The sequence below is a fragment of the Streptomyces sp. SLBN-31 genome (genome assembly GCF_006715395.1).
Taxonomy (GTDB): Bacteria; Actinomycetota; Actinomycetes; order Streptomycetales; family Streptomycetaceae; genus Streptomyces.
Genome location: NZ_VFNC01000002.1, coordinates 1,800,827 through 1,818,539, shown reverse-complemented (window position 1 = coordinate 1,818,539; position 17,713 = coordinate 1,800,827). Strand labels below are relative to the sequence as shown.

The following is a 17,713-nucleotide window of genomic DNA, read 5'->3' as shown; positions in this document are numbered from 1 at the left end:
CCTTTGGCACCCATGTGTCCCATGGACGGCCCTCTGACCTCTGTGTGAGTCGGTGACGGGGACCTTCAGCCAGCCAATCGGAAGCACGGGAAGAGATGTCGGCACCCAATAAGTCGTACGACCCTGTCGAGGTCGAGGCGTTGAAACCGGAAGAGATCGAGCGCATGCGCGAGGAGGCGCTCGCCGCCTTCGCCGCCGCGGACTCCCTCGACAAGCTCCAGGAGGCCAAGGTCGCCCACACCGGCGGAACCTCACCACTGGCCCTGGCGAACCGGGAGATCGGCGCCCTGCCCCCGCACGCCAAGGCAGCCGCCGGCAAGCTGGTCGGCCAGGCCCGCGGCGCCGTGAACAAGGCCCTGGCCGCCCGCCAGGTCGAGCTGGAGGCCGAGCGGGACGCGCGCGTGCTGGTCGAGGAGTCGGTGGACGTCACGCTGCCGTACGACCGCGTACCGGCCGGCGCCCGCCACCCGCTGACCACCCTGTCCGAGCGCATCGAGGACGTCTTCGTGGCCATGGGCTACGAGGTCGCCGAGGGCCCGCAGGTCGAGGCGGAGTGGTTCAACTTCGACGCCCTCAACATCGGCCCTGACCACCCGGCCCGCGGCGAGCACGACACCTTCTTCGTGCAGGGCCCGGAGGGTGGCACCGAGTCCGGTGTCGTGCTGCGCACCCACACCTCGCCCGTGCAGATCCGCTCGCTGCTCAGCCGTGAGCTGCCGGTGTACGTGATCTGCCCCGGTGTCGTGTACCGCACCGACGAGCTCGACGCCACGCACACCCCGGTCTTCCGCCAGGTCGAGCTGCTCGCCGTGGACGAGGGCCTGACCATGGCCGACCTCAAGGGCACCATGGACCACATGGTCCAGTCGCTGTTCGGCGAGGGCATGAAGACCCGGCTGCGGCCGAACTTCTTCCCGTTCACCGAGCCGTCCGCCGAGATGGACATGGTGTGCTACGTCTGCCGCGGCGAGTCCGTCGGCAATCCCGACCGGCCCTGCCGCACCTGCTCCTCCGAGGGCTGGATCGAGCTCGGCGGCTGCGGCATGGTCAACCCGCGGGTGCTCACCGCCTGCGGCGTCGACCCGGAGAAGTACAGCGGCTTCGCCTTCGGGTTCGGCATCGAGCGGATGCTGATGTTCCGCCACAACGTCGAGGACATGCGAGACATGGTCGAGGGTGACGTCCGGTTCACCCGGCCGTTCGGGATGGAGATCTGATGCGGGTCCCGCTTTCTTGGCTGCGGGAGTACGTCGACCTGCCGGCGACGGAAACCGGCCGTGACGTACAGGAGAAGCTCGTCTCGGCCGGGCTCGAGGTCGAGACCGTCGAGCACCTCGGCGCCGACATCAAGGGCCCGCTGGTCGTCGGCCAGGTGCTGACCATCGAGGAGCTGGAGGGCTTCAAGAAGCCGATCCGCTTCTGCACGGTCGACGTCGGTCAGGCTGGGGGCACCTCCCAGGCTTTCGGCTCTGGGGGAGGCACCGGCGAGCCCCAGGAGATCGTCTGCGGCGCCCGCAACTTCGCCGTCGGCGACAAGGTCGTCGTGGTCCTCCCGGGCGCCACGCTGCCCGGCGGCTTCTCGATCTCCGCCCGCAAGACCTACGGCAAGACGTCCCACGGCATGATCTGCTCCAGCGACGAGCTGGGCATGGGCGACGACGGCACGCACGGCATCATCGTGCTGCCGCCGGAGACCGAGGTCGGCAAGGACGCCATCGAGCTGCTCGAACTGGTCGACGAGGTCCTGGACATCGCCGTCACCGCCAACCGCGGCGACTGCCTGTCCATCCGCGGTGTCGCCCGCGAGACGGCCATCGCCTACGGCCTGCCGCTGCGCGACCCGGCCCTGATCGACGTACCCGGTCCGAACGCCTTCGGCTACCCGGTCCAGGTCACCGACCCGCACGGCTGTGACCGCTTCACCGCCCGCACGGTGACCGGCCTGAGCCCCGAGGCCCGCTCCCCGATCTGGCTGCAGCGCCGCCTGCAGAAGGTCGGCGTGCGCCCGATCTCGCTCGCCGTCGACGTCACCAACTACGTGATGATGGAGCTGGGCCAGCCCCTGCACGCCTACGACCGCTCCCTCGTCCAGGGCACCATCGGCGTGCGCCGCGCCGAGCCCGGCGAGAAGCTCGTCACCCTCGACGGCGTCGAGCGCAAGCTGGACGCCGAGGACCTCGTCATCACCGACGACCGCGGCCCGATCGGGCTCGCGGGCGTGATGGGCGGCGCCAACACAGAGATCGCCGACCACGCCGAGGGCGAGGGCACCACCGACGTGGTCATCGAGGCCGCGCACTTCAACGCGGTCTCCATCGCCCGTACCTCCCGCCGTCACAAGCTGTCCTCCGAGGCCTCCCGCCGCTTCGAGCGGGGCGTCGACCCGCAGGCCGCCGCCGCTGCCGCGCAGCGCACGGTCGACCTGCTGGTCCTCCTCGCTGGTGGCACCGCCGAGGCCGGCGTCACCGAGGTCGTCGCATCCTCCGCGCCGCACAGCATCGCCGTGGCGGCCGACCACCCCGACAAGGTGGCGGGCGTGGAGTACGGCCGTGAGACGGTCGTACGGCGGCTGCAGGAGATCGGCTGCGACGTGTACGGGCAGGACGAGCTGATCGTCACCGTGCCGTCCTGGCGTCCCGACCTCCAGGAGATCAACGACCTCGCCGAGGAGGTCATCCGCCTGGAGGGCTACGAGAACCTGCCCTCGACGCTGCCCAAGCCCCCGTCGGGCCGCGGTCTGACCCACCGGCAGCGGCTGCACCGCCGGGTCGGCCGCGCGCTGGCCGGAGCGGGCTACGTGGAGGCGCCGAACTACCCCTTCATCAGCGAGCAGGTCTTCGACCAGCTGCTGCTGGAGGCGGACGACCCGGCGCGCCGGGTCGTGAAGCTCACCAACCCGCTCAACGACGAGGAGCCCGCGCTCCGTACGTCGATGCTGCCGGGCCTGCTCGGCGCGCTGCGGCGCAACGTCGGCCGCGGCTCGCACGACCTGGCCCTGTTCGAGACCGGACTGGTGTTCCACCCGCGCGAGGAGCAGAAGGTCGCCGCCGCACTGCCCGTCGACCGGCGTCCGACCGACGAGGAGATCGCCGGCCTCGACGCCGCGCTGCCCGACCAGCCGCGGCACGTCGCCGCCGTCCTCGCCGGCGCCCGCGAGCAGGCCGGCTGGTGGGGCCGGGGTCGTCCCGCCGACTGGGCCGACGCCGTCGAGGCGGGCCGCGCGGTCGCCCGGGAGGCCGGTGCGCGGCTCCAGGTCCGCAAGGGCCAGTACGGGCCCTGGCATCCCGGCCGCTGTGCCGAGTTCACGGTCGTCGCCGACGGCGTGGAGACCGTCGTCGGGCACGCCGGTGAGCTGCACCCGCGCGTCGTCAAGGCGCTCGGCCTGCCCGAGCGGACCTGTGCGGTGGAGCTGAACCTGGACGCGCTGGAGCGGGTCGGCGACGACACCCCCCAGGCGCCGAGCATCTCCACGTTCCCGGTGGCCACGCAGGACGTCGCCCTCGTCGTCGACAAGTTCGTGCCGGCCGCCGACGTGGAGGCCGCGCTGCGCGAGGGCGCGGGTGAACTCCTGGAGTCCATCCGGTTGTTCGACGTGTACGAGAACGAGGAGCAGCTCGGCGAGGGCCGCAAGTCGCTGGCGTACGCGCTGCGGTTCCGGGCCGACGACCGGACGCTGACCGTCGACGAGGCGTCCGCGGCAAGGGACGCGGCGGTCGCCGTGGCGGGCGACCGCACCGGGGCCGTTCTTCGGGGCTAGGCAACCACGCCCTTCCCTCGTTCGGGTGACAACTCCGGGCGATCTGGTCCTGACGGGCCATTCGCTGGACACAATCGGACCGGCCTTTCGAGGCCGGTCCGTCTGTGCTACCGAGGCCTGTATGGGGGGCCATCGGCATGATTCGCATCAGGCTGGGCTTTCCCGTAAGCGCTTGCTCTCTCTGGGCCCGCCCCTGGTGTGGGGAGCCGTGGCCGTCACCTTCAACCTGGTCTGCCCGCTCGCCCAGCAGAACGGCTGCGGGCGCGCATCGTCACCAGCGCCGTGTTCTTCGTCGTCGGGACGGGATTGGTCCTCCAGGTCCGGCGCGTGCTGCTGCGGGAGTTGAGGCAGGCCCGGGAGGTCGCCGGGGCGGCGCAGAGGGTGCTGGTGCGGCCCCTGCCCGCGCGGGTCGCCGGGCTGAACCTCGCCGCCATCCAGCTCTCGGCCGACCGGGGCGCGGTCATCGGCGGGGACCGCTACGAGGTGATCGCCACCGAGCACGGCGTGCGGGTCGTGATGGGCGACGTGCGCGGTCACGGGCTCGCCGCCATCGGTACGGTCGCCGCGGTCCTGGGCAGTTTCCGCGAGGCCGTGCACGACGAGCCGGAGCTGGGGTGCGTGCTGCGGCGGCTGGAGCGGGCGCTCGACCGGCATCTGCGTGAACGGGCGCGCGGGGAGCATCCCTCCGCCGGTGGCCGGCCGGCTCATCCGGTCGCCGAGGAATTCGTCACCGTGGTGCTGCTGGAGATCCGGGCGGACGGCGAGGTGCGCGTCCTCAACTGCGGGCACCCCTGGCCGTATCTGCTCGGTCCGGCCCGGGCCGAACCGCTGACCCGGGCCGAACCACTTCCTCCCCTCGGGCCGTTCCCGTTGCCTGCCGAGCTGCCGGCCGTGGACTGCGGACGTCTGCTGCCCGGCGAGGCGCTGTTCCTGCACACGGACGGTGTCGAGGGCGCCCGGGACCGACATGGCCGGTTCTTTCCGCTGCCGGCCGTGCTCGCCGGGGCCGTCCGTGCCGGACCCGTCTGTCCGCAGTCGGTGCTGCGCGCCGTCCTCGCCGCCCTGATGCGGCACGTCCGCGGCAGACCGGCCGACGACGTCGCGCTGCTCGTCCTGCGCAACGACCGCCGTCATGTCGTCCGACAGACTCCCGGTGAGCCGGTCGGACACCGGGCGCACCGCCTCACGTGACGTCGAGGCCGCGAACCGTCACGCACCCCCACGGTGCGCCCGGCGCTCCCGCGTGGTCTCGGCGGGCAGGTCTCTCGCTCTCGGCCCGGCGCGCCGTCCCCCCGCCACGGAGTGTCGGGCAGGCAGCGGGGTGGACGGCGCGGAAGCGGGCCGCCGCACTGTACGAGGGGGAGCCGGCGGCCCGGCCGGCCTCTTGCGAGGCATTTCAGTCAACCGGCTGGAAACTCTCCGCGACAGTGCGCGCACACTGCGGATTCTTGCACTCCGTTCACACCCCGTGTGAAGGCGCTCGCACTACTCTGACGGCACCGAGGCTTCCGGGGGGCACCATGCAGCCCAACACTCTGCTCGACGCGATCCTTGACGAGGCCGGGATCTCGCACGCCGGGCTGGCCGCGCACGTCAATCAGGCGGGACGGGCACGCGGTCTCGCGCTGCGGTACGAACACACCGCCGTGGCGCGGTGGTTGAAGGGGCAGCGGCCGCGCGGTCAGGTGCCCGACCTGATCTGCGAGGTGCTGGCCGGACGGCTGCACCGGCCCGTCACCCTCGACGACATCGGCCTGGGCGTGCCGGGGGAGCCGTCGACCCCGCACGGCACGTCCCTGTCCGGCTTCGTCGAGCGCGCCACCGCGCTGTGGCGCTCCGACGAGCAGCAGCGCCCGCACATCCTGGGTGCGCCGGCGGTGACGGGCACGCCCGCGGTCATGCCCGTGTGGGAGTGGGAGAACCCGCCCGAGGACGTCGACGTCTCGCGCGGAGGCCGGCACCGGGTCACGGCCGCCGACCTGGAGATGCTGCGCGCCGCCCGCACCCACTACGAGCAGATGTACCGCAAGGCGGGCGGCATAGCGACCCGCACCCGGATAGTGGGGTTCCTCAACGCCGAGGCCGCACCGCTGCTGCGCGGCAGCTACACCGACGCCACCGGCCGCCAACTGCATCGCGCCACGGGCGGGTTGGTGGCGATCGCCGGTATCTGCGCGTACGACTCCGACGCCCACGGCCTCGCCCAGCGCTACTTCCACCAGGCCCTGCGTCTGGCGAAGGCCAGCGGGGACCGGGGACTTGGCGCCTATGTGATCGCCCTGCTGGTCAACCAGTCCCTGTTCATGCGGGAGTTCCGGCAGGCCGTCGCCTTCGCGGAGGCCGCGCTGCGCGCCGCCGGCAAGCACATCACCCCCGCCCTCGCCTGCGACCTGTACGCGATGCAGGCCAAGGCGTACGCACACCTCGGCGACGGTACGACCGCCCTGTCCTGCATCCGGCGTGCCGAGCAGGCGGCCGAACGCATCCGGCGCGGGTACGAGCCCGATGAGACCGGCTATGTCCAGCCCGGGCTGGTCAACGTGCAGGTGGCGGAGGCGCTGCTCAGCCTCGGTGAACTGGTGGCGGCGGGGGAGCACGCGGCGGCCGCCGTGGACAACCCGGCACACGACCGGGGGCGCGTGCACCGGCTCGCGATGCTGAGCACGATCGAACTGCGTCGCGGCAATGCCGACAACGCGGTGGCCATCGCGGTGCAGATGGCCGAACAGGCCCGCGGGATGGAGTCCCAGCGGCTGCGCGACAGACTCCGGGCGGTGCGCGAACACCTGGTGCGCAGCGGTTGCGCGGGCACCGCCGAGGCCGCCGAACTCATCGACGGGGCCCTGCGCGTACCTCTGTAGACGGGTCCAGCGCGCCGCCGAGCCACAGTCCCTGCTGCGATATTGCCACTTACTCGACGGAAGGTGGCAGAACCGTGCAGTGGACGAAACAGAACGAACAAACTGTGTACTCAAACCGCTGGTTCAGCGTCAACCTCGCGGATGTCGAACTGCCGGACGGCCGGCATCTCGATCACTTCCTCATACGGCTGCGGCCCGTGGCCGTGGCCACGGTGGTCAACGAGGCCAACGAGGTCCTCCTCCTGTGGCGGCACCGCTTCATCACCGACAGCTGGGGGTGGGAACTCGCGGCGGGGGTCGTCGAGGACGGCGAGGACGTCGTGCACGCGGCCGCCAGGGAACTGGAGGAGGAGACCGGCTGGCGGCCGGGCCCCCTGCACCACCTCATGAGCGTGGAGCCGTCCAACGGCCTCACCGACGCCCGCCACCACATCTACTGGTCGGACGAGGGTGAGTACGTCGGGCCCCCCGTGGACGACTTCGAGTCGGACCGCCGGGAATGGGTCTCCCTCAAACTCGTCCCCGACATGGTCGCCCGCGGGGAGGTCCCGGCCGCCAACATGGCGGCCGCGTTACTGCTCCTGCATCACCTCAGGCTCGGCCAGGACGCCAAACCCTGATCCCCACCCGCGTCCTGGTCCCGCCTCAGTGGCCCAGGGCCTGCCATATCGTCGCCACGAGCGCGCCCACCGCGGTCAGCGTCGCTATCGCCGGCAGCGGCCAGCGGGCGTGTTCCAGTGCGATGATCCGTGCGCTCAGGTCGTCGATCTCCTTGTCCGTCTCCTCGGTGCGATGGTTGAGCAGGGCCAGTCCCCCCTCGACACGCGCGTAGGCGACGTCGAGCCGGCGGCGTAACTCTGCGAGTTCTCCATGGACCACGGGATGCTCGGGGTCGGCGGTCACGAGTCCGCTCCTTTCCGTAGTCGTCACATCCCTTGCATGCGCATGAAGAGTCAACTCGCCTGGTGGGCGCGTGGGGAGCGTGTGCGCGCGGCATATGCGTGCCCGGTGCGCACACGGTGTGTGAATGGCGCGGGCCCGGCACTCCCCAGAGTGCCGGGCCCATGACCGTCGCACTGTGTGACCGGCACCCTGGAACGGGCACTGTGCACGCAGCGGGCCGCCATCAGTCGTACGTGTAGAAGCCCGAACCGGTCTTCCGGCCGAGCCGGCCGGCGTCCACCATGCGCTGCAGCAGCGGGGGAGCGGCGTACAGCGGCTCCTTGTACTCCTCGTACATGGAGCTCGCGATGGAGGCGATGGTGTCCAGACCGATCAGGTCGGACAGCTTCAGCGGGCCCATCGGGTGGGCGCAGCCCATCTCCATGCCGTTGTCGATGTCGTCACGGCCGGCGATGCCCGACTCGAACATGCGGATCGCGGAGAGCAGGTACGGCACCAGCAGCGCGTTGACCACGAAGCCGGAGCGGTCCTGGGCGCGGATCGCGTGCTTGCCCAGCACCTTCTCGGCGAAGACCTGGGCGCGGCTGAGCGTGCCCTCGGAGGTGGTGAGCGCGGGGATCAGCTCGACCAGTTTCTGCACCGGGGCCGGGTTGAAGAAGTGGATGCCGACGATGTGGTCCGGGCGCGAGGTGGCGACCGCCAGCTTCACCAGCGGGATGGAGGAGGTGTTGGAGGCCAGGATCGCGTCCGGGCGGGTCACCACCTGGTCGAGGACCTGGAAGATCTGGGTCTTGACCTGCTCGTTCTCGACGACGGCCTCGATCACCAGGTCACGGTCGGCGAACTCGCCGAGGTCCGTGGTGAAGCTCAGCCGCGCCTGGGTCGCGTCCCGCTCCTCCTCGCTGATCTTGCCGCGCTCGGCCGCCTTGCCCAGGGAGTTGAACAGCCGGGTCCGGCCGATCTCCAGGGCCTCGCCGGTGGTCTCGGCGACCTTCACGTCCAGGCCGGACCGGGCACACACCTCGGCGATGCCCGCTCCCATCTGGCCGCAGCCGACCACTCCGACGCGCTCGATGTCGGTCACATCGTCCCCTTCGCTGATCTACGAATCGGGCAGGTTACCCGCTGGTTCGGCGCCTGCTCCAAACCTGCACGTTACCTCCGGCGATCGTTGATCGATCGTTCGGGTACCGCGTGGCAGGCTGACGCCGGAGGGCGCCCGGGTCGACAATCGCGCCGGGACTCACGCATCGGCACACGGAGGTCGGGGAATGCTGCACCGGAAGTCCGGGCTGTCACGACGGCTGTTCGCGGTGACCGCCCTGTCGGCTCTGGCGGCGGGAGGCGGTGCCGTGGCGGCCGGTGCCGCGACGGCGGGCGGCGAACCCAGGCGCAGGCGGGCCTCGCGCGAGATGCGGGGCGTGTGGGTGGCGAGCGTGGCCAACCGCGACTGGCCCTCGAAACCGGGACTGACGGCCGCCCAGCAGCGCAGCGAGCTGATCGCCCTCCTCGACCGGGCCGTCCAGGACCGCCTCAACACCGTGATCCTCCAGGTGCGCCCGACGGCCGACGCCCTGTGGCCCTCGCCGTACGAGCCCTGGTCGCAGGTGCTCACCGGCACCCAGGGCGGGGACCCGGGCTGGGACCCGCTGGGCACGGCCGTCGAGCAGGCCCACGCCCGCGGCCTGGAGCTGCACGCCTGGTTCAACCCGTACCGCATCGCCAACCACACCGATCCGGCGAAGCTCGTCGCCACGCACCCCGCGCGCAAGCATCCGGACTGGGTGGTGACGTACGGCGGGAAGATGTACTACAACCCCGGCCTGCCCGAGGTCCGCGCCTTCGTGGAGAAGGCGATCCTCGACGCGGTGCGCAAGTACCCCGTCGACGCCGTCCACTTCGACGACTACTTCTACCCGTACCCGGTGGCCGGCCAGACCTTCGACGACGACGCGGCCTACGACCGCTACGGCGGCGGCTTCGCGAGCCGCGCCGACTGGCGCCGGGACAACATCGACAAGCTGGTGCGCGAGACGGCGGCCGGCATCAAGGCCATCCGCCCGGCCGCTCAGTTCGGCATCAGCCCGTTCGGCGTGTGGCGCAACGCGGCCACCGACTCCCGCGGTTCTGACACCCGGGCCGGGGTCCAGACGTACGACGACCTGTGCGCGGACACCCGCAAGTGGGTGCGGAAGAACTGGATCGACTACATCTGCCCGCAGATCTACTGGAACATCGGCTTCTCGGCCGCCGACTACGCCAAGCTGCTGCCCTGGTGGGCGGAGGTGGCGAAGGGCACCGCGACCAGGCTGTACATCGGGGAGGCCCTGTACAAGGCCGGCGACCCGGCCCAGTCCGCCGCCTGGCAGGACCCCGCCGAGCTGTCCCGGCACCTCACCCTGGGCGCGGACCACCCGGAGGTGCGCGGGCACGTCCACTTCGCCGCCAAGGACGTGGTGGCGGACCCGATCGGAGCGATGGCGAGGGTGGTCGCCGACCACTACCAGCGGCCGGCGAGGCCCCCGCGCTGATTCACGCCTGTGTTTCCCTGTGCCGGATCTCGGTGTCGGGGCCCGGTGAGCAGATACCCGTGTGCCCGTCCTCGAAGCGGACGCGGTACGGAGGGTTGCCCTCCTGCCCCATGACTTCGACGATCTCGCCGACCTTGTCCTGTTGGCCTACCACCCTGCCGTGCTGGACAAGCTGGTCGCCCACGGTTGCGCGCATCTTCGGTGCCTCCTCGGCGAGTGCGGGAGAAGCGGTCCGTGGCCCTGAGTCTAAGGCGCCGAACGGCGGAGGGAAGGGGGCCGTTGGGCCCCTCAGCCCCGGGCCCGCTGGGTCACCGCGATGCACACCAGCACCGCCGCGGCCGTCAGCGGGGCGGCCGCCGTCAGGTGCTCGCCCAGCAGCAGCACCGACCACACCAGTGTGAGCAGGGGCTGGGCCAACTGCAACTGGCTGGCCTTGGGGATGCCGATGGCCGCCATGCCCCGGTACCAGACGACCAGCCCGATGAACTGCGAGCCCGCCGCCACCCACAGCAGCCCCGCCACGGCGTGCGCGGTCAGGCGCACGGGCTCGTACGACAGCGCGATCGCCGCGGCCGGCACGGACAGCGGCAGACACAGCACCAGAGCCCAGCCGATGACCTGCCAGCCCGGCATGACCCGCGCCAGCCGGCCGCCCTCGGTGTAACCGGCCGCGCACACCAGCAGCGCCGCGAACAGGTACAGGTCGGCGGCCGTCAGCGCCCCGCCGCTCTGCTGCACGGTGAAGGCGACGACCGCGGCCGCGCCCGCGAGGGCCGCCGTCCAGAACGTGCGCGAAGGACGGTTGCCCGTGCGCAGGGCCGACAGCAGCGCGGTCGTCAGCGGCAGCAGACCGACCACGACCGCGGCGTGCGCGGTGGTCGAAGTGCGCAGGGCCAGGGTCGTCAGCATCGGGAAGCCGAGGACGACACCGGCGGCGACGACGGCCAGGCCCGCCCAGTGCCGGCGGTCCGGTACCGGTATCCGCAGTGCCAGCAGACAGCCCCCGGCGATGACCGCCGCGAGCACGCTGCGCACGGCGACCAGCGACCAGGGCCCGAACCCCTCCAGCCCCCAGACCGTGGCGGGGAACGTGAGGGAGAAGGCGGTGACGCCGAGCGCGGCCTGAAGGGTGCCGGAGCGCCGGTCCGCCCGGGCCGCCGTATCGGCCGTGACGGTGCTGACCGCTATCGTGGTCGTCGTAGTAGCGCTACTCTGTGCTCTCATGCAGCAGCGTAGCAGCGTCAATGAACTGGCGGAACAGCTCAAGAGAGAGCTCAACCGCTACTCACCCGGTGGAAAGCTCCCGTCCAGTCGGGTCCTGGTCGACCGGTTCCGGGTCAGTCCGGTGACGGTCTCGCGCGCCCTGGCCCAGCTGGCCGCCGAGGGTCTGGTGGTGACCCGGCCGGGGGCCGGCGCCTTCCGGGCCGCACCGCGCGCCGCCACCGCACCCGTCGGCGACACCTCCTGGCAGGAGGTCGCGCTCAGCGCCGAGGGCGCCGGGGACCTCGTCCCGCGCACGGTCGACGCCTCCGGCGTGGTCGTCTCGCTCGCCGCCCCGCCGCCCGGCGTCATCGAGTTCAACGGCGGCTATCTGCACCCCTCCCTGCAGCCGGAGCGGGCGATGGCGGCCGCCCTGTCCCGGGCCGGCCGCCGCCCCGGCGCCTGGGGACGGCCGCCGATGGAGGGGCTGGAGGAGTTGCGGGAGTGGTTCGCGCGCAGCATCGGCGGCGGGGTCACCGCGGCCGGGGTGCAGATCACCGCCGGTGGCCAGTCCGCGCTGACCACCGCGCTGCGCGCGCTCGCCCCGCCCGGCGCGCCGGTGCTCGTCGAATCGCCCACCTATCCCGGCATGTTGGCGATCGCCCGGGCGGCGGGACTGCGTCCCGTTCCGGTCCCGGTGGACGCCGACGGCGTCAGGCCGTCGCTGCTCGCCGACGCCTTCCGGGCCACCGGCGCCCGTGTCTTCGTTTGCCAGCCCCTGTTCCAGAACCCGACCGGCGCCGTGCTCGCCCCCGAACGTCGCGGGGAGGTGCTGCGCATCGCCCGGGCGGCGGGCGCCTTCGTCGTCGAGGACGACTTCGTACGACGGCTCGTCCACGAGGACGCCGGGCCGCTGCCCAGCCCGCTCGCCGCCGACGACCCCGACGGAGTCGTCGTCCACGTCTGCTCGCTGACCAAGGTGACCTCGCCGAGCTTCCGGCTGTGCGCCCTGGCCGCCCACGGGCCGGTCCTGGAACGGCTGCGGGCCATCCAGGTCGTGGACACCTTCTTCGTCCCCCGCCCGTTGCAGGAGGCGGCCCTCGAACTCGTCGGCTCACCGGCCTGGCCCCGCCATCTGCGGGCGGTCTCGGCGGAGTTGAAGGCCCGCCGCGACACCATGACGGCGGCCCTGCGCCGGGAGCTGCCCGAACTCGCCCTGCCACACATCCCGTCCGGCGGTTACCACCTCTGGCTCCGCCTCCCCGACGGGACCGACGAGGCCGCCCTCGCCTCCGCCGCCCTGCGCGCGGGCGTCGCCATCACCCCCGGCCGCCCCTACTTCAGCGCCGAACCCCCGGCCGCCCACCTGCGGTTGAGCTTCGCGGCGGTCGCGGGCGCGGGCGAGATCACGGAAGGGGTACGGCGGTTGCGCACGGCCTGCGAGGAGGTACTGGGATAACCGGTCGACGGCGGTGACCGGGGCCTGCGAGCATCCCGCCATGACCGACAGCGACACCCCGGGCCTGCCGGAAGGCTACGAACTCTCCACCGACCCCGGTCGCCTCGACCCCGAGCGCGTGCACCACTGGCTGTCCACCGACGCGTACTGGGCGCTCGGGCGGTCGCGGGAGAAGCAGGAGCGCGCGATCGCGGGATCCCTCAACTTCGGGGTGTACGAGACGGTTTCCGGGGATCAGGTGGCTTATGCGCGGGTCGTCACCGATCGCGCCACCTTCGCCTGGCTGTGCGACGTCTACGTCGACCCGTCCGTGCGCGGCAAGGGCGTCGGCACGGCGATGGTGGCGGCCGTACGGGAGCACCTGCGCCCCTTCGGGCTGCGGCGCGTGCTGCTCGCCACGTTCGACGCGCACGGCGTCTACGAGAAGGTCGGCTTCACCGGACTGGAGCGGCCCGAGATCTGGATGGCGCTCGAGTTCGGCTGAACCGCTCCGGGCGACTTGTCCGCCAAATCCTGACCCGCGGGTAAGGTTTCGGCAACCCTCGGTGACTCGTACGTGACATCCCTTGACCTGCAAACCTTCACGATTCACCATCACCGCATGCAACTCAGGGTCACATTCCTCGCCGCCGCTCGCAGTGCCCCGCTGCTTGCCGAGCGCTTCGAGGACGACCGTCCGCTGGACCAGGCCGGCTGGGAGGAGGTGCAGCGCGTCGCCCACGAGCTGATTCCGCTCGCGGCCGCCGAGCTGCGCTACTGCTCACCCACGCCGCGCAGCCGTGCCACGGGCGACGCCCTCGGTTACGCACCACTGGTGCAGCTCGCCCTTCGCGACTGCGACATGGGCCGCTGGCGCGGGCTCACCCTGGGCGAGGCGATGGCCCGGGAGCCACAGGCGGTGGACGCCTGGCTCGCCGACCCGCGCTCCGCCCCGCACGGCGGGGAGTCGCTGCTGACCTTCATCGGCCGGGTCGGCGAGTGGCTCGACACCCGGCCCGTGGAGGACGGTGGCCGGATCGTCGCGGTCGCCGAGCCCTCGGTCGTCCGCGCAGCCCTCGTCTACGCCCTCAAGGCTCCGCCGTCGACGTACTGGAACCTCGACGTACGCCCCCTGTCGACGACCACCGTCACGGGTCGTGCGGGCCGCTGGAACCTCCGCTTCGACGCGGTGCCCGCCTAGGCCCTGTCGTCAAAATTCCCGCCCGCCCGGACGTAGTCCGTCACCAGTACGAGGTCCTTCGCGGGGCCCCGGACCCGCCAGACCGTGCGCCAGTGGTCGGTGTCGCGGACCGTGAACTCCCCGCGGTAGAGGTCCGCCGAGCAGGGGTGGTCGGTGACGTGGCGGCCGGTGCCGAGGTCCAGGTCGTGGAAGGGGCGGCCGTCGGCGAAGCGCACGTCGGCCGTCCCCGGTGTGCTCCCCGGCAGGAAGCGCAGGGTCCGTTCGGCGGGGCGCGGTACGCCCTGCCAGGCGAAGGTGCCGCACTCGAAGTGCAGGAGCCCGCCGCCTTTCAACGGGCTGAACTCGGCCGTCCCCTCGAACTGCCCCTCGTCGCCGCTCGCGAGGTCCCGCACCGTGCGCGCCACGTGCCAGCGCCCGCGGAGATACGCCAGGACGTCGGGCACGGGCCGGAAGGAGTCCGCCGGCGCGCCTTGCTCCCGGTCCGGCGGTGCGTTCATGTGCCCGACCCTACGTCGTCCGCCGGCCGCGCCGTGCGCTCGGGGGTCCGGCTGGGCGGCGCGTTCGGTTCATTGCGACATCACGCGTCGGGAGATTTCTGTTTCCCGTCCGTTCATTTTTCCCTCGAATTCACCTCGAGGAGTTGTTCGGAACCGGCATTCTCACTTCCTGCGGGCGGCGCAACCTATGGGGAATTCGATCCGTCTAACCCCGCGGACAATCGACCCGCGGGGAGTGACGAGCAATGCTGCGCGAAATCCTGTACAGAATCACTTCGACCGGTATTGCCCGCGGAAACGCACCGTCGTGAAAGAGCGCGTCGCGGACCGGCCGGGGCGCGCGGCCGCGCTTCTCGCGGCGCTCCTCGTGACCGCGGTGTCCTGCGTCGCGGACGCGCTGGCCCGCAGCCGCCCCTTCGGCCCGCGCACCCGTGACGTCAACGACCTGGGAAACCAGTACGTCCCCTTCCACGCCCACCTGTGGGACCTGCTGCACGGCCGGGCCGACGGCGGGCTCCTCGTCAACTGGCAGTCCGGGTACGGCTCCAGTTTCCTGCCCGACCTCGGCACCTATCTCGGCAGCCCGTTCGCCCTGCTCGTAGGGGTGTTCCCGCGTGACGAGATCGACCTCGCGGTGTACGTGATCACGGTGCTGAAGACGGCGTCGGCGGGCGCGGCCATGGCCGTGCTGCTGCTGAGCCTGCGGCCGGGCCGCTGGTGGGCGGCGGGGCTGCTCGGTGCCTCGTACGCGCTGTGCGGCTGGAGCGTCGCGGTCGCCTCGTACAACCCGATGTGGCTGGACGGACTCCTCGCGCTGCCGCTGCTGTGCCTGGTGGGCGAGTGGACACTGCGCCGACGCCGCCCGCTGCTCGGCGTCCTCGTGGTCGCCCTCGCCTGGACCGCCAACTTCTACACCGCGTACATGGCGACACTCGCCGCCGGCCTGGTCCTGCTGCTGCGGCTGTGGCTCACCGGCCTCCCGGCCGGGCGGCGGCTCAGGACGGCGGGCCGCGCGGCCGTCACCGCCGCACTGGGCGTGGGCCTGGCGGCCCCGCTGGTCACGGTGGTGTACTTCGGCACCAGGCACGCCTACCCGGGCAGGACCGCGACGTTCCGGCCGGTGTCCACGCCGGACCTGCTGGCCCGCCTCCTGCCGACGACGTACAGCTTCGGCAGCCCCGCCCTCTATGTTGGCACCGCGGCACTCCTGCTCGCCCTCGCCCTGCCCTTCCACCGGGCGGCCCCGCGCCGGGTGCGGGCGGGCTGGCCCCTGCTGCTCACGGCGGTCGCGCTGTCTTTCCAGTGGGGCCCGACCCACCTGGTCTGGCATGCGTTCGCCACTCCGCAGGGCAGCCCCTACCGGCAGGCCTTCGTCCTGTGCGCGCTGCTGGTGATCACCGCCTGGCACACCCTGTCCTATGGTCTGCCCGACCCGCGCGCACTGGGCGCGGCGGGCACGCTGCTCGCCCTGCTCACGGCGGTCGCGAGCCGAAGTGCCCTGGTGAAGCCCGTGTCATGGGCGGTACTGGCCCTCGCCGTCGCGGGCGCGGCCGGCGGACTGGCGCTGCTGCGGGCCGCCGAGAGCCACCTCCCGGCCTCCGTCGCCGAAACCCCACCCGCCACGAAACCCCGCGCCGCCGGCCCGGCATGCCCGCCCGGCTCCGGGGCCTCTGCGGCCGGTGTCCCCGACGGTCTGGTGTCTCCGCCCGGGTCCCGGGCGTCTGCCGCCCGTCTCGTCGACGGTCTGGTGTCTTCGCCCGGCTCCGGGGCCTCTGCGGCCGGTGTCCCCGACGGTCTGGTGTCCCCGTCCGGGTCCCGGGCGTCTGCCGCCCGTATCGTCGACGGCCTGGTGTCCCCGTGCGAGTCCCGGGCGTCTGCCGCCGGCCTCGCCGACGGCCCGGTGTCCCCGTCCGGGTCCCGGGCCGCAGTCGGCCGCCTCGTCGACGGCCTAGTGTCCCCGCCTGGCTCCCGGGCCACCGCCGCAGGGCTCGCCGACGGCCCAGCCTCCCCGCTCGTGCCCCGGGCCGCCCCCCGCCGCCGGACCCTCCTGGCCGTGCTCGCGGTCGTCCTGCTCTTCGGGGGGCAGTTCGGGGAGGCGGTGGCGACCTCCTTCGTGGCGACCCGGCAGCGCTTCGGGCACATGGACGACTACGCGCCCTGGGGCGCCCGGCAGCGCGAGCAGGCGGAGGCGGTCGCGCGGGCCGACGGCTGGCCCCGCTACCGCACCGACCCGGGCCGCGAGCAGACCGTCGGCAACGACCCGCTCATGGTCGGCGGCCAGGGCGCCCAGTACTACAGCAGCCTCACCTCGGACGTCCTCAGCCGCACCCTCACCGCCCTGGGCGGCGGCTGGACCTCACGGGGCCGCAGCGTGCAGAGCCTCGACAACGCCGTCACCGACGCGATCTTCTCGGTCGGAGCGCGCGTGCACTCGCCCACGGACCCCCACCAGGCCTACCTGCCGCCGGTGGGCGGCCCGTTGATCGTCTCCCGGGCGGACGTCCCGCCGCTCGTGACGGTACGGAACCGGCCCGACGCGACGCCCTTCGGCCCGTCGCCGTACCGCAACCAGGAACTGCTGCTCGGCAGCCGCGTCTACACCGTCCCCCGGACCGCCGTGTACGACGACGCCGGAAAGCCGCTCAGGTCCGGGCGGGTCGGTTCCGGCAATGCCCTGGCCGCACCGGTGATCACGGCGCACTGCCCGGCCGGGAGCCAGGTGCAGTTGTGGGCCCCGCACTTCTCCGGCACCGCCCGCCTGGCAGACGAGACCGGGTTCTTCCGCTCGGCCCGCCCCCGCAACCGTGCCGCCATGGAGCCGCTCGGCACCGCCCCGGCCTCCGGACGGATCCACATCCGGCTGACCCCCGACCGCCCCGGCAGCATTCCCCAGGGCGCCGTCGGCTGCCTGGACACCGCCCGGCTGCACGCGGCCGTGGCGCACCTCAAGACCACCGGAGCCACCCGCGTGACCGTCTCCGGCGCCACCGTCCGGGCCGAACTCCCGGCGGACAGCAAGGGGATCGCGGTCGTGGCGGCACCCCGCATCGCCGGCTGGCGCTGCGCCACCGGCGACGGCGCCGCCGTACCGGCGAAGGACCACCATGGCCTGATCGCCGTCCCCCTCGACGGCACCTCGACCACTCTGACCTGCACCTTCCACCCACCCGGGCTGAGGCTCGGCACGAGTGTCGGGGCCGGCTCACTGCTGACCCCGGCCCTGCTCGGCGTCCTGGCCGCCGTCCGCCGCCGACGCGGCACACCGCCATCCCCGTCCCTGCCCACCCGACCGCGCGAGCGCGTGCCCGGCGCCGCCTGACCGCGT

At 72.5% G+C, this 17,713-nt stretch carries 14 protein-coding genes and 1 pseudogene; 10 read left to right on the top strand and 5 right to left on the bottom strand.

Annotated features, from left to right (window positions below; translation table 11 throughout):
• Window positions 1–95 precede the first annotated feature (95 nt).
• From pheS to FBY22_RS28345, 5 genes and pseudogenes are all read left to right on the top strand, one after another.
• Window positions 96–1,217: a phenylalanine--tRNA ligase subunit alpha gene (gene pheS / locus FBY22_RS28365; protein ID WP_142150656.1), complete on the top strand. Its 1,122-nt coding sequence runs from the start codon at window positions 96–98 to the stop codon at window positions 1,215–1,217.
• Complete coding sequence (gene pheT, locus FBY22_RS28360; RefSeq protein ID WP_142150654.1) at window positions 1,217–3,757, top strand: phenylalanine--tRNA ligase subunit beta; 2,541 nt, start codon at window positions 1,217–1,219, stop codon at window positions 3,755–3,757. Before pheS ends, pheT begins: the two co-directional genes overlap by 1 nt.
• Before the next feature lie 137 nt (window positions 3,758–3,894).
• Window positions 3,895–4,948 (top strand): annotated as a pseudogene (locus FBY22_RS28355) (PP2C family protein-serine/threonine phosphatase).
• Between the two features lie 329 nt (window positions 4,949–5,277).
• On the top strand, window positions 5,278–6,618 hold the full coding sequence (locus FBY22_RS28350; RefSeq protein ID WP_142150652.1) for a transcriptional regulator: 1,341 nt from the start codon (window positions 5,278–5,280) through the stop codon (window positions 6,616–6,618).
• A 74-nt stretch (window positions 6,619–6,692) separates the two neighbouring features.
• Window positions 6,693–7,238: an NUDIX hydrolase gene (locus FBY22_RS28345; RefSeq protein ID WP_142150650.1), complete on the top strand. Its 546-nt coding sequence runs from the start codon at window positions 6,693–6,695 to the stop codon at window positions 7,236–7,238.
• A 25-nt stretch (window positions 7,239–7,263) separates the two neighbouring features.
• Here FBY22_RS28345 and FBY22_RS28340 read toward each other — a convergent pair whose 3' ends face one another.
• The gene (locus FBY22_RS28340) at window positions 7,264–7,521 is read right to left on the bottom strand and encodes a hypothetical protein (RefSeq protein ID WP_058926401.1); all 258 of its coding nucleotides are present in this window, start codon (window positions 7,519–7,521) and stop codon (window positions 7,264–7,266) included.
• A gap of 223 nt (window positions 7,522–7,744) precedes the next feature.
• Window positions 7,745–8,605 (bottom strand): 3-hydroxybutyryl-CoA dehydrogenase, encoded by an 861-nt coding sequence (locus tag FBY22_RS28335; RefSeq protein WP_142150648.1) that lies wholly within the window; start codon window positions 8,603–8,605, stop codon window positions 7,745–7,747.
• Between the two features lie 187 nt (window positions 8,606–8,792).
• On the opposite strand from FBY22_RS28335, the gene FBY22_RS28330 reads away from it, so the two are divergent.
• Entirely contained in the window at window positions 8,793–10,052 is a 1,260-nt protein-coding gene (locus tag FBY22_RS28330) for a glycoside hydrolase family 10 protein (RefSeq protein ID WP_174267280.1), read from the top strand.
• A gap of 1 nt (window position 10,053) precedes the next feature.
• Here FBY22_RS28330 and FBY22_RS28325 read toward each other — a convergent pair whose 3' ends face one another.
• Both FBY22_RS28325 and FBY22_RS28320 read right to left on the bottom strand, forming a co-directional pair.
• A complete protein-coding gene (locus FBY22_RS28325) occupies window positions 10,054–10,248 on the bottom strand; it encodes a DUF1918 domain-containing protein (RefSeq protein ID WP_142150646.1) in 195 nt (64 codons plus the stop codon).
• A 92-nt stretch (window positions 10,249–10,340) separates the two neighbouring features.
• The gene (locus FBY22_RS28320; protein ID WP_142150644.1) at window positions 10,341–11,276 is read right to left on the bottom strand and encodes a DMT family transporter; all 936 of its coding nucleotides are present in this window, start codon (window positions 11,274–11,276) and stop codon (window positions 10,341–10,343) included.
• On the opposite strand from FBY22_RS28320, the gene FBY22_RS28315 reads away from it, so the two are divergent.
• The 3 genes from FBY22_RS28315 to FBY22_RS28305 all read left to right on the top strand — a co-directional run bounded on the left by FBY22_RS28315 (window position 11,275) and on the right by FBY22_RS28305 (window position 13,891).
• A complete protein-coding gene (locus FBY22_RS28315; protein WP_142150642.1) occupies window positions 11,275–12,711 on the top strand; it encodes a PLP-dependent aminotransferase family protein in 1,437 nt (478 codons plus the stop codon). The two genes, FBY22_RS28320 and FBY22_RS28315, sit on opposite strands and share 2 nt — an antisense overlap.
• 40 nt (window positions 12,712–12,751) lie before the next feature.
• On the top strand, window positions 12,752–13,195 hold the full coding sequence (locus tag FBY22_RS28310) for a GNAT family N-acetyltransferase (protein WP_142150640.1): 444 nt from the start codon (window positions 12,752–12,754) through the stop codon (window positions 13,193–13,195).
• 117 nt (window positions 13,196–13,312) lie between these two features.
• Window positions 13,313–13,891 carry a histidine phosphatase family protein gene (locus FBY22_RS28305; protein WP_142150638.1) on the top strand — a complete coding sequence of 193 codons (579 nt, stop codon included), beginning with the start codon at window positions 13,313–13,315 and terminating at the stop codon, window positions 13,889–13,891.
• Here FBY22_RS28305 and FBY22_RS28300 read toward each other — a convergent pair.
• Window positions 13,888–14,388 carry a DUF6314 family protein gene (locus FBY22_RS28300; protein ID WP_142150635.1) on the bottom strand — a complete coding sequence of 167 codons (501 nt, stop codon included), beginning with the start codon at window positions 14,386–14,388 and terminating at the stop codon, window positions 13,888–13,890. The two genes, FBY22_RS28305 and FBY22_RS28300, sit on opposite strands and share 4 nt — an antisense overlap.
• Window positions 14,389–14,695: 307 nt before the next feature.
• On the opposite strand from FBY22_RS28300, the gene FBY22_RS28295 reads away from it, so the two are divergent.
• Window positions 14,696–17,707 carry a YfhO family protein gene (locus FBY22_RS28295; RefSeq protein WP_260845194.1) on the top strand — a complete coding sequence of 1,004 codons (3,012 nt, stop codon included), beginning with the start codon at window positions 14,696–14,698 and terminating at the stop codon, window positions 17,705–17,707.
• The last annotated feature ends 6 nt before the right edge of the window (window positions 17,708–17,713 follow it).

Excerpts from the sequence above, each read along its gene's own strand:
- FBY22_RS28325 (WP_142150646.1), bottom strand. The coding sequence starts at position 10,248 with ATGCGCGCAACCGTGGGCGACCAGCTTGTCCAGCACGGCAGGGTGGTA.
- FBY22_RS28300 (WP_142150635.1), bottom strand. The coding sequence starts at position 14,388 with ATGAACGCACCGCCGGACCGGGAGCAAGGCGCGCCGGCGGACTCCTTC.
- FBY22_RS28330 (WP_174267280.1), top strand. The coding sequence starts at position 8,793 with ATGCTGCACCGGAAGTCCGGGCTGTCACGACGGCTGTTCGCGGTGACC.
- FBY22_RS28350 (WP_142150652.1), top strand. The coding sequence starts at position 5,278 with ATGCAGCCCAACACTCTGCTCGACGCGATCCTTGACGAGGCCGGGATC.
- FBY22_RS28310 (WP_142150640.1), top strand. The coding sequence starts at position 12,752 with ATGACCGACAGCGACACCCCGGGCCTGCCGGAAGGCTACGAACTCTCC.
- FBY22_RS28315 (WP_142150642.1), top strand. The coding sequence starts at position 11,275 with ATGCAGCAGCGTAGCAGCGTCAATGAACTGGCGGAACAGCTCAAGAGA.
- FBY22_RS28305 (WP_142150638.1), top strand. The coding sequence starts at position 13,313 with ATGCAACTCAGGGTCACATTCCTCGCCGCCGCTCGCAGTGCCCCGCTG.
- pheT (WP_142150654.1), top strand. The coding sequence starts at position 1,217 with ATGCGGGTCCCGCTTTCTTGGCTGCGGGAGTACGTCGACCTGCCGGCG.
- FBY22_RS28320 (WP_142150644.1), bottom strand. The coding sequence starts at position 11,276 with ATGAGAGCACAGAGTAGCGCTACTACGACGACCACGATAGCGGTCAGC.
- pheS (WP_142150656.1), top strand. The coding sequence starts at position 96 with ATGTCGGCACCCAATAAGTCGTACGACCCTGTCGAGGTCGAGGCGTTG.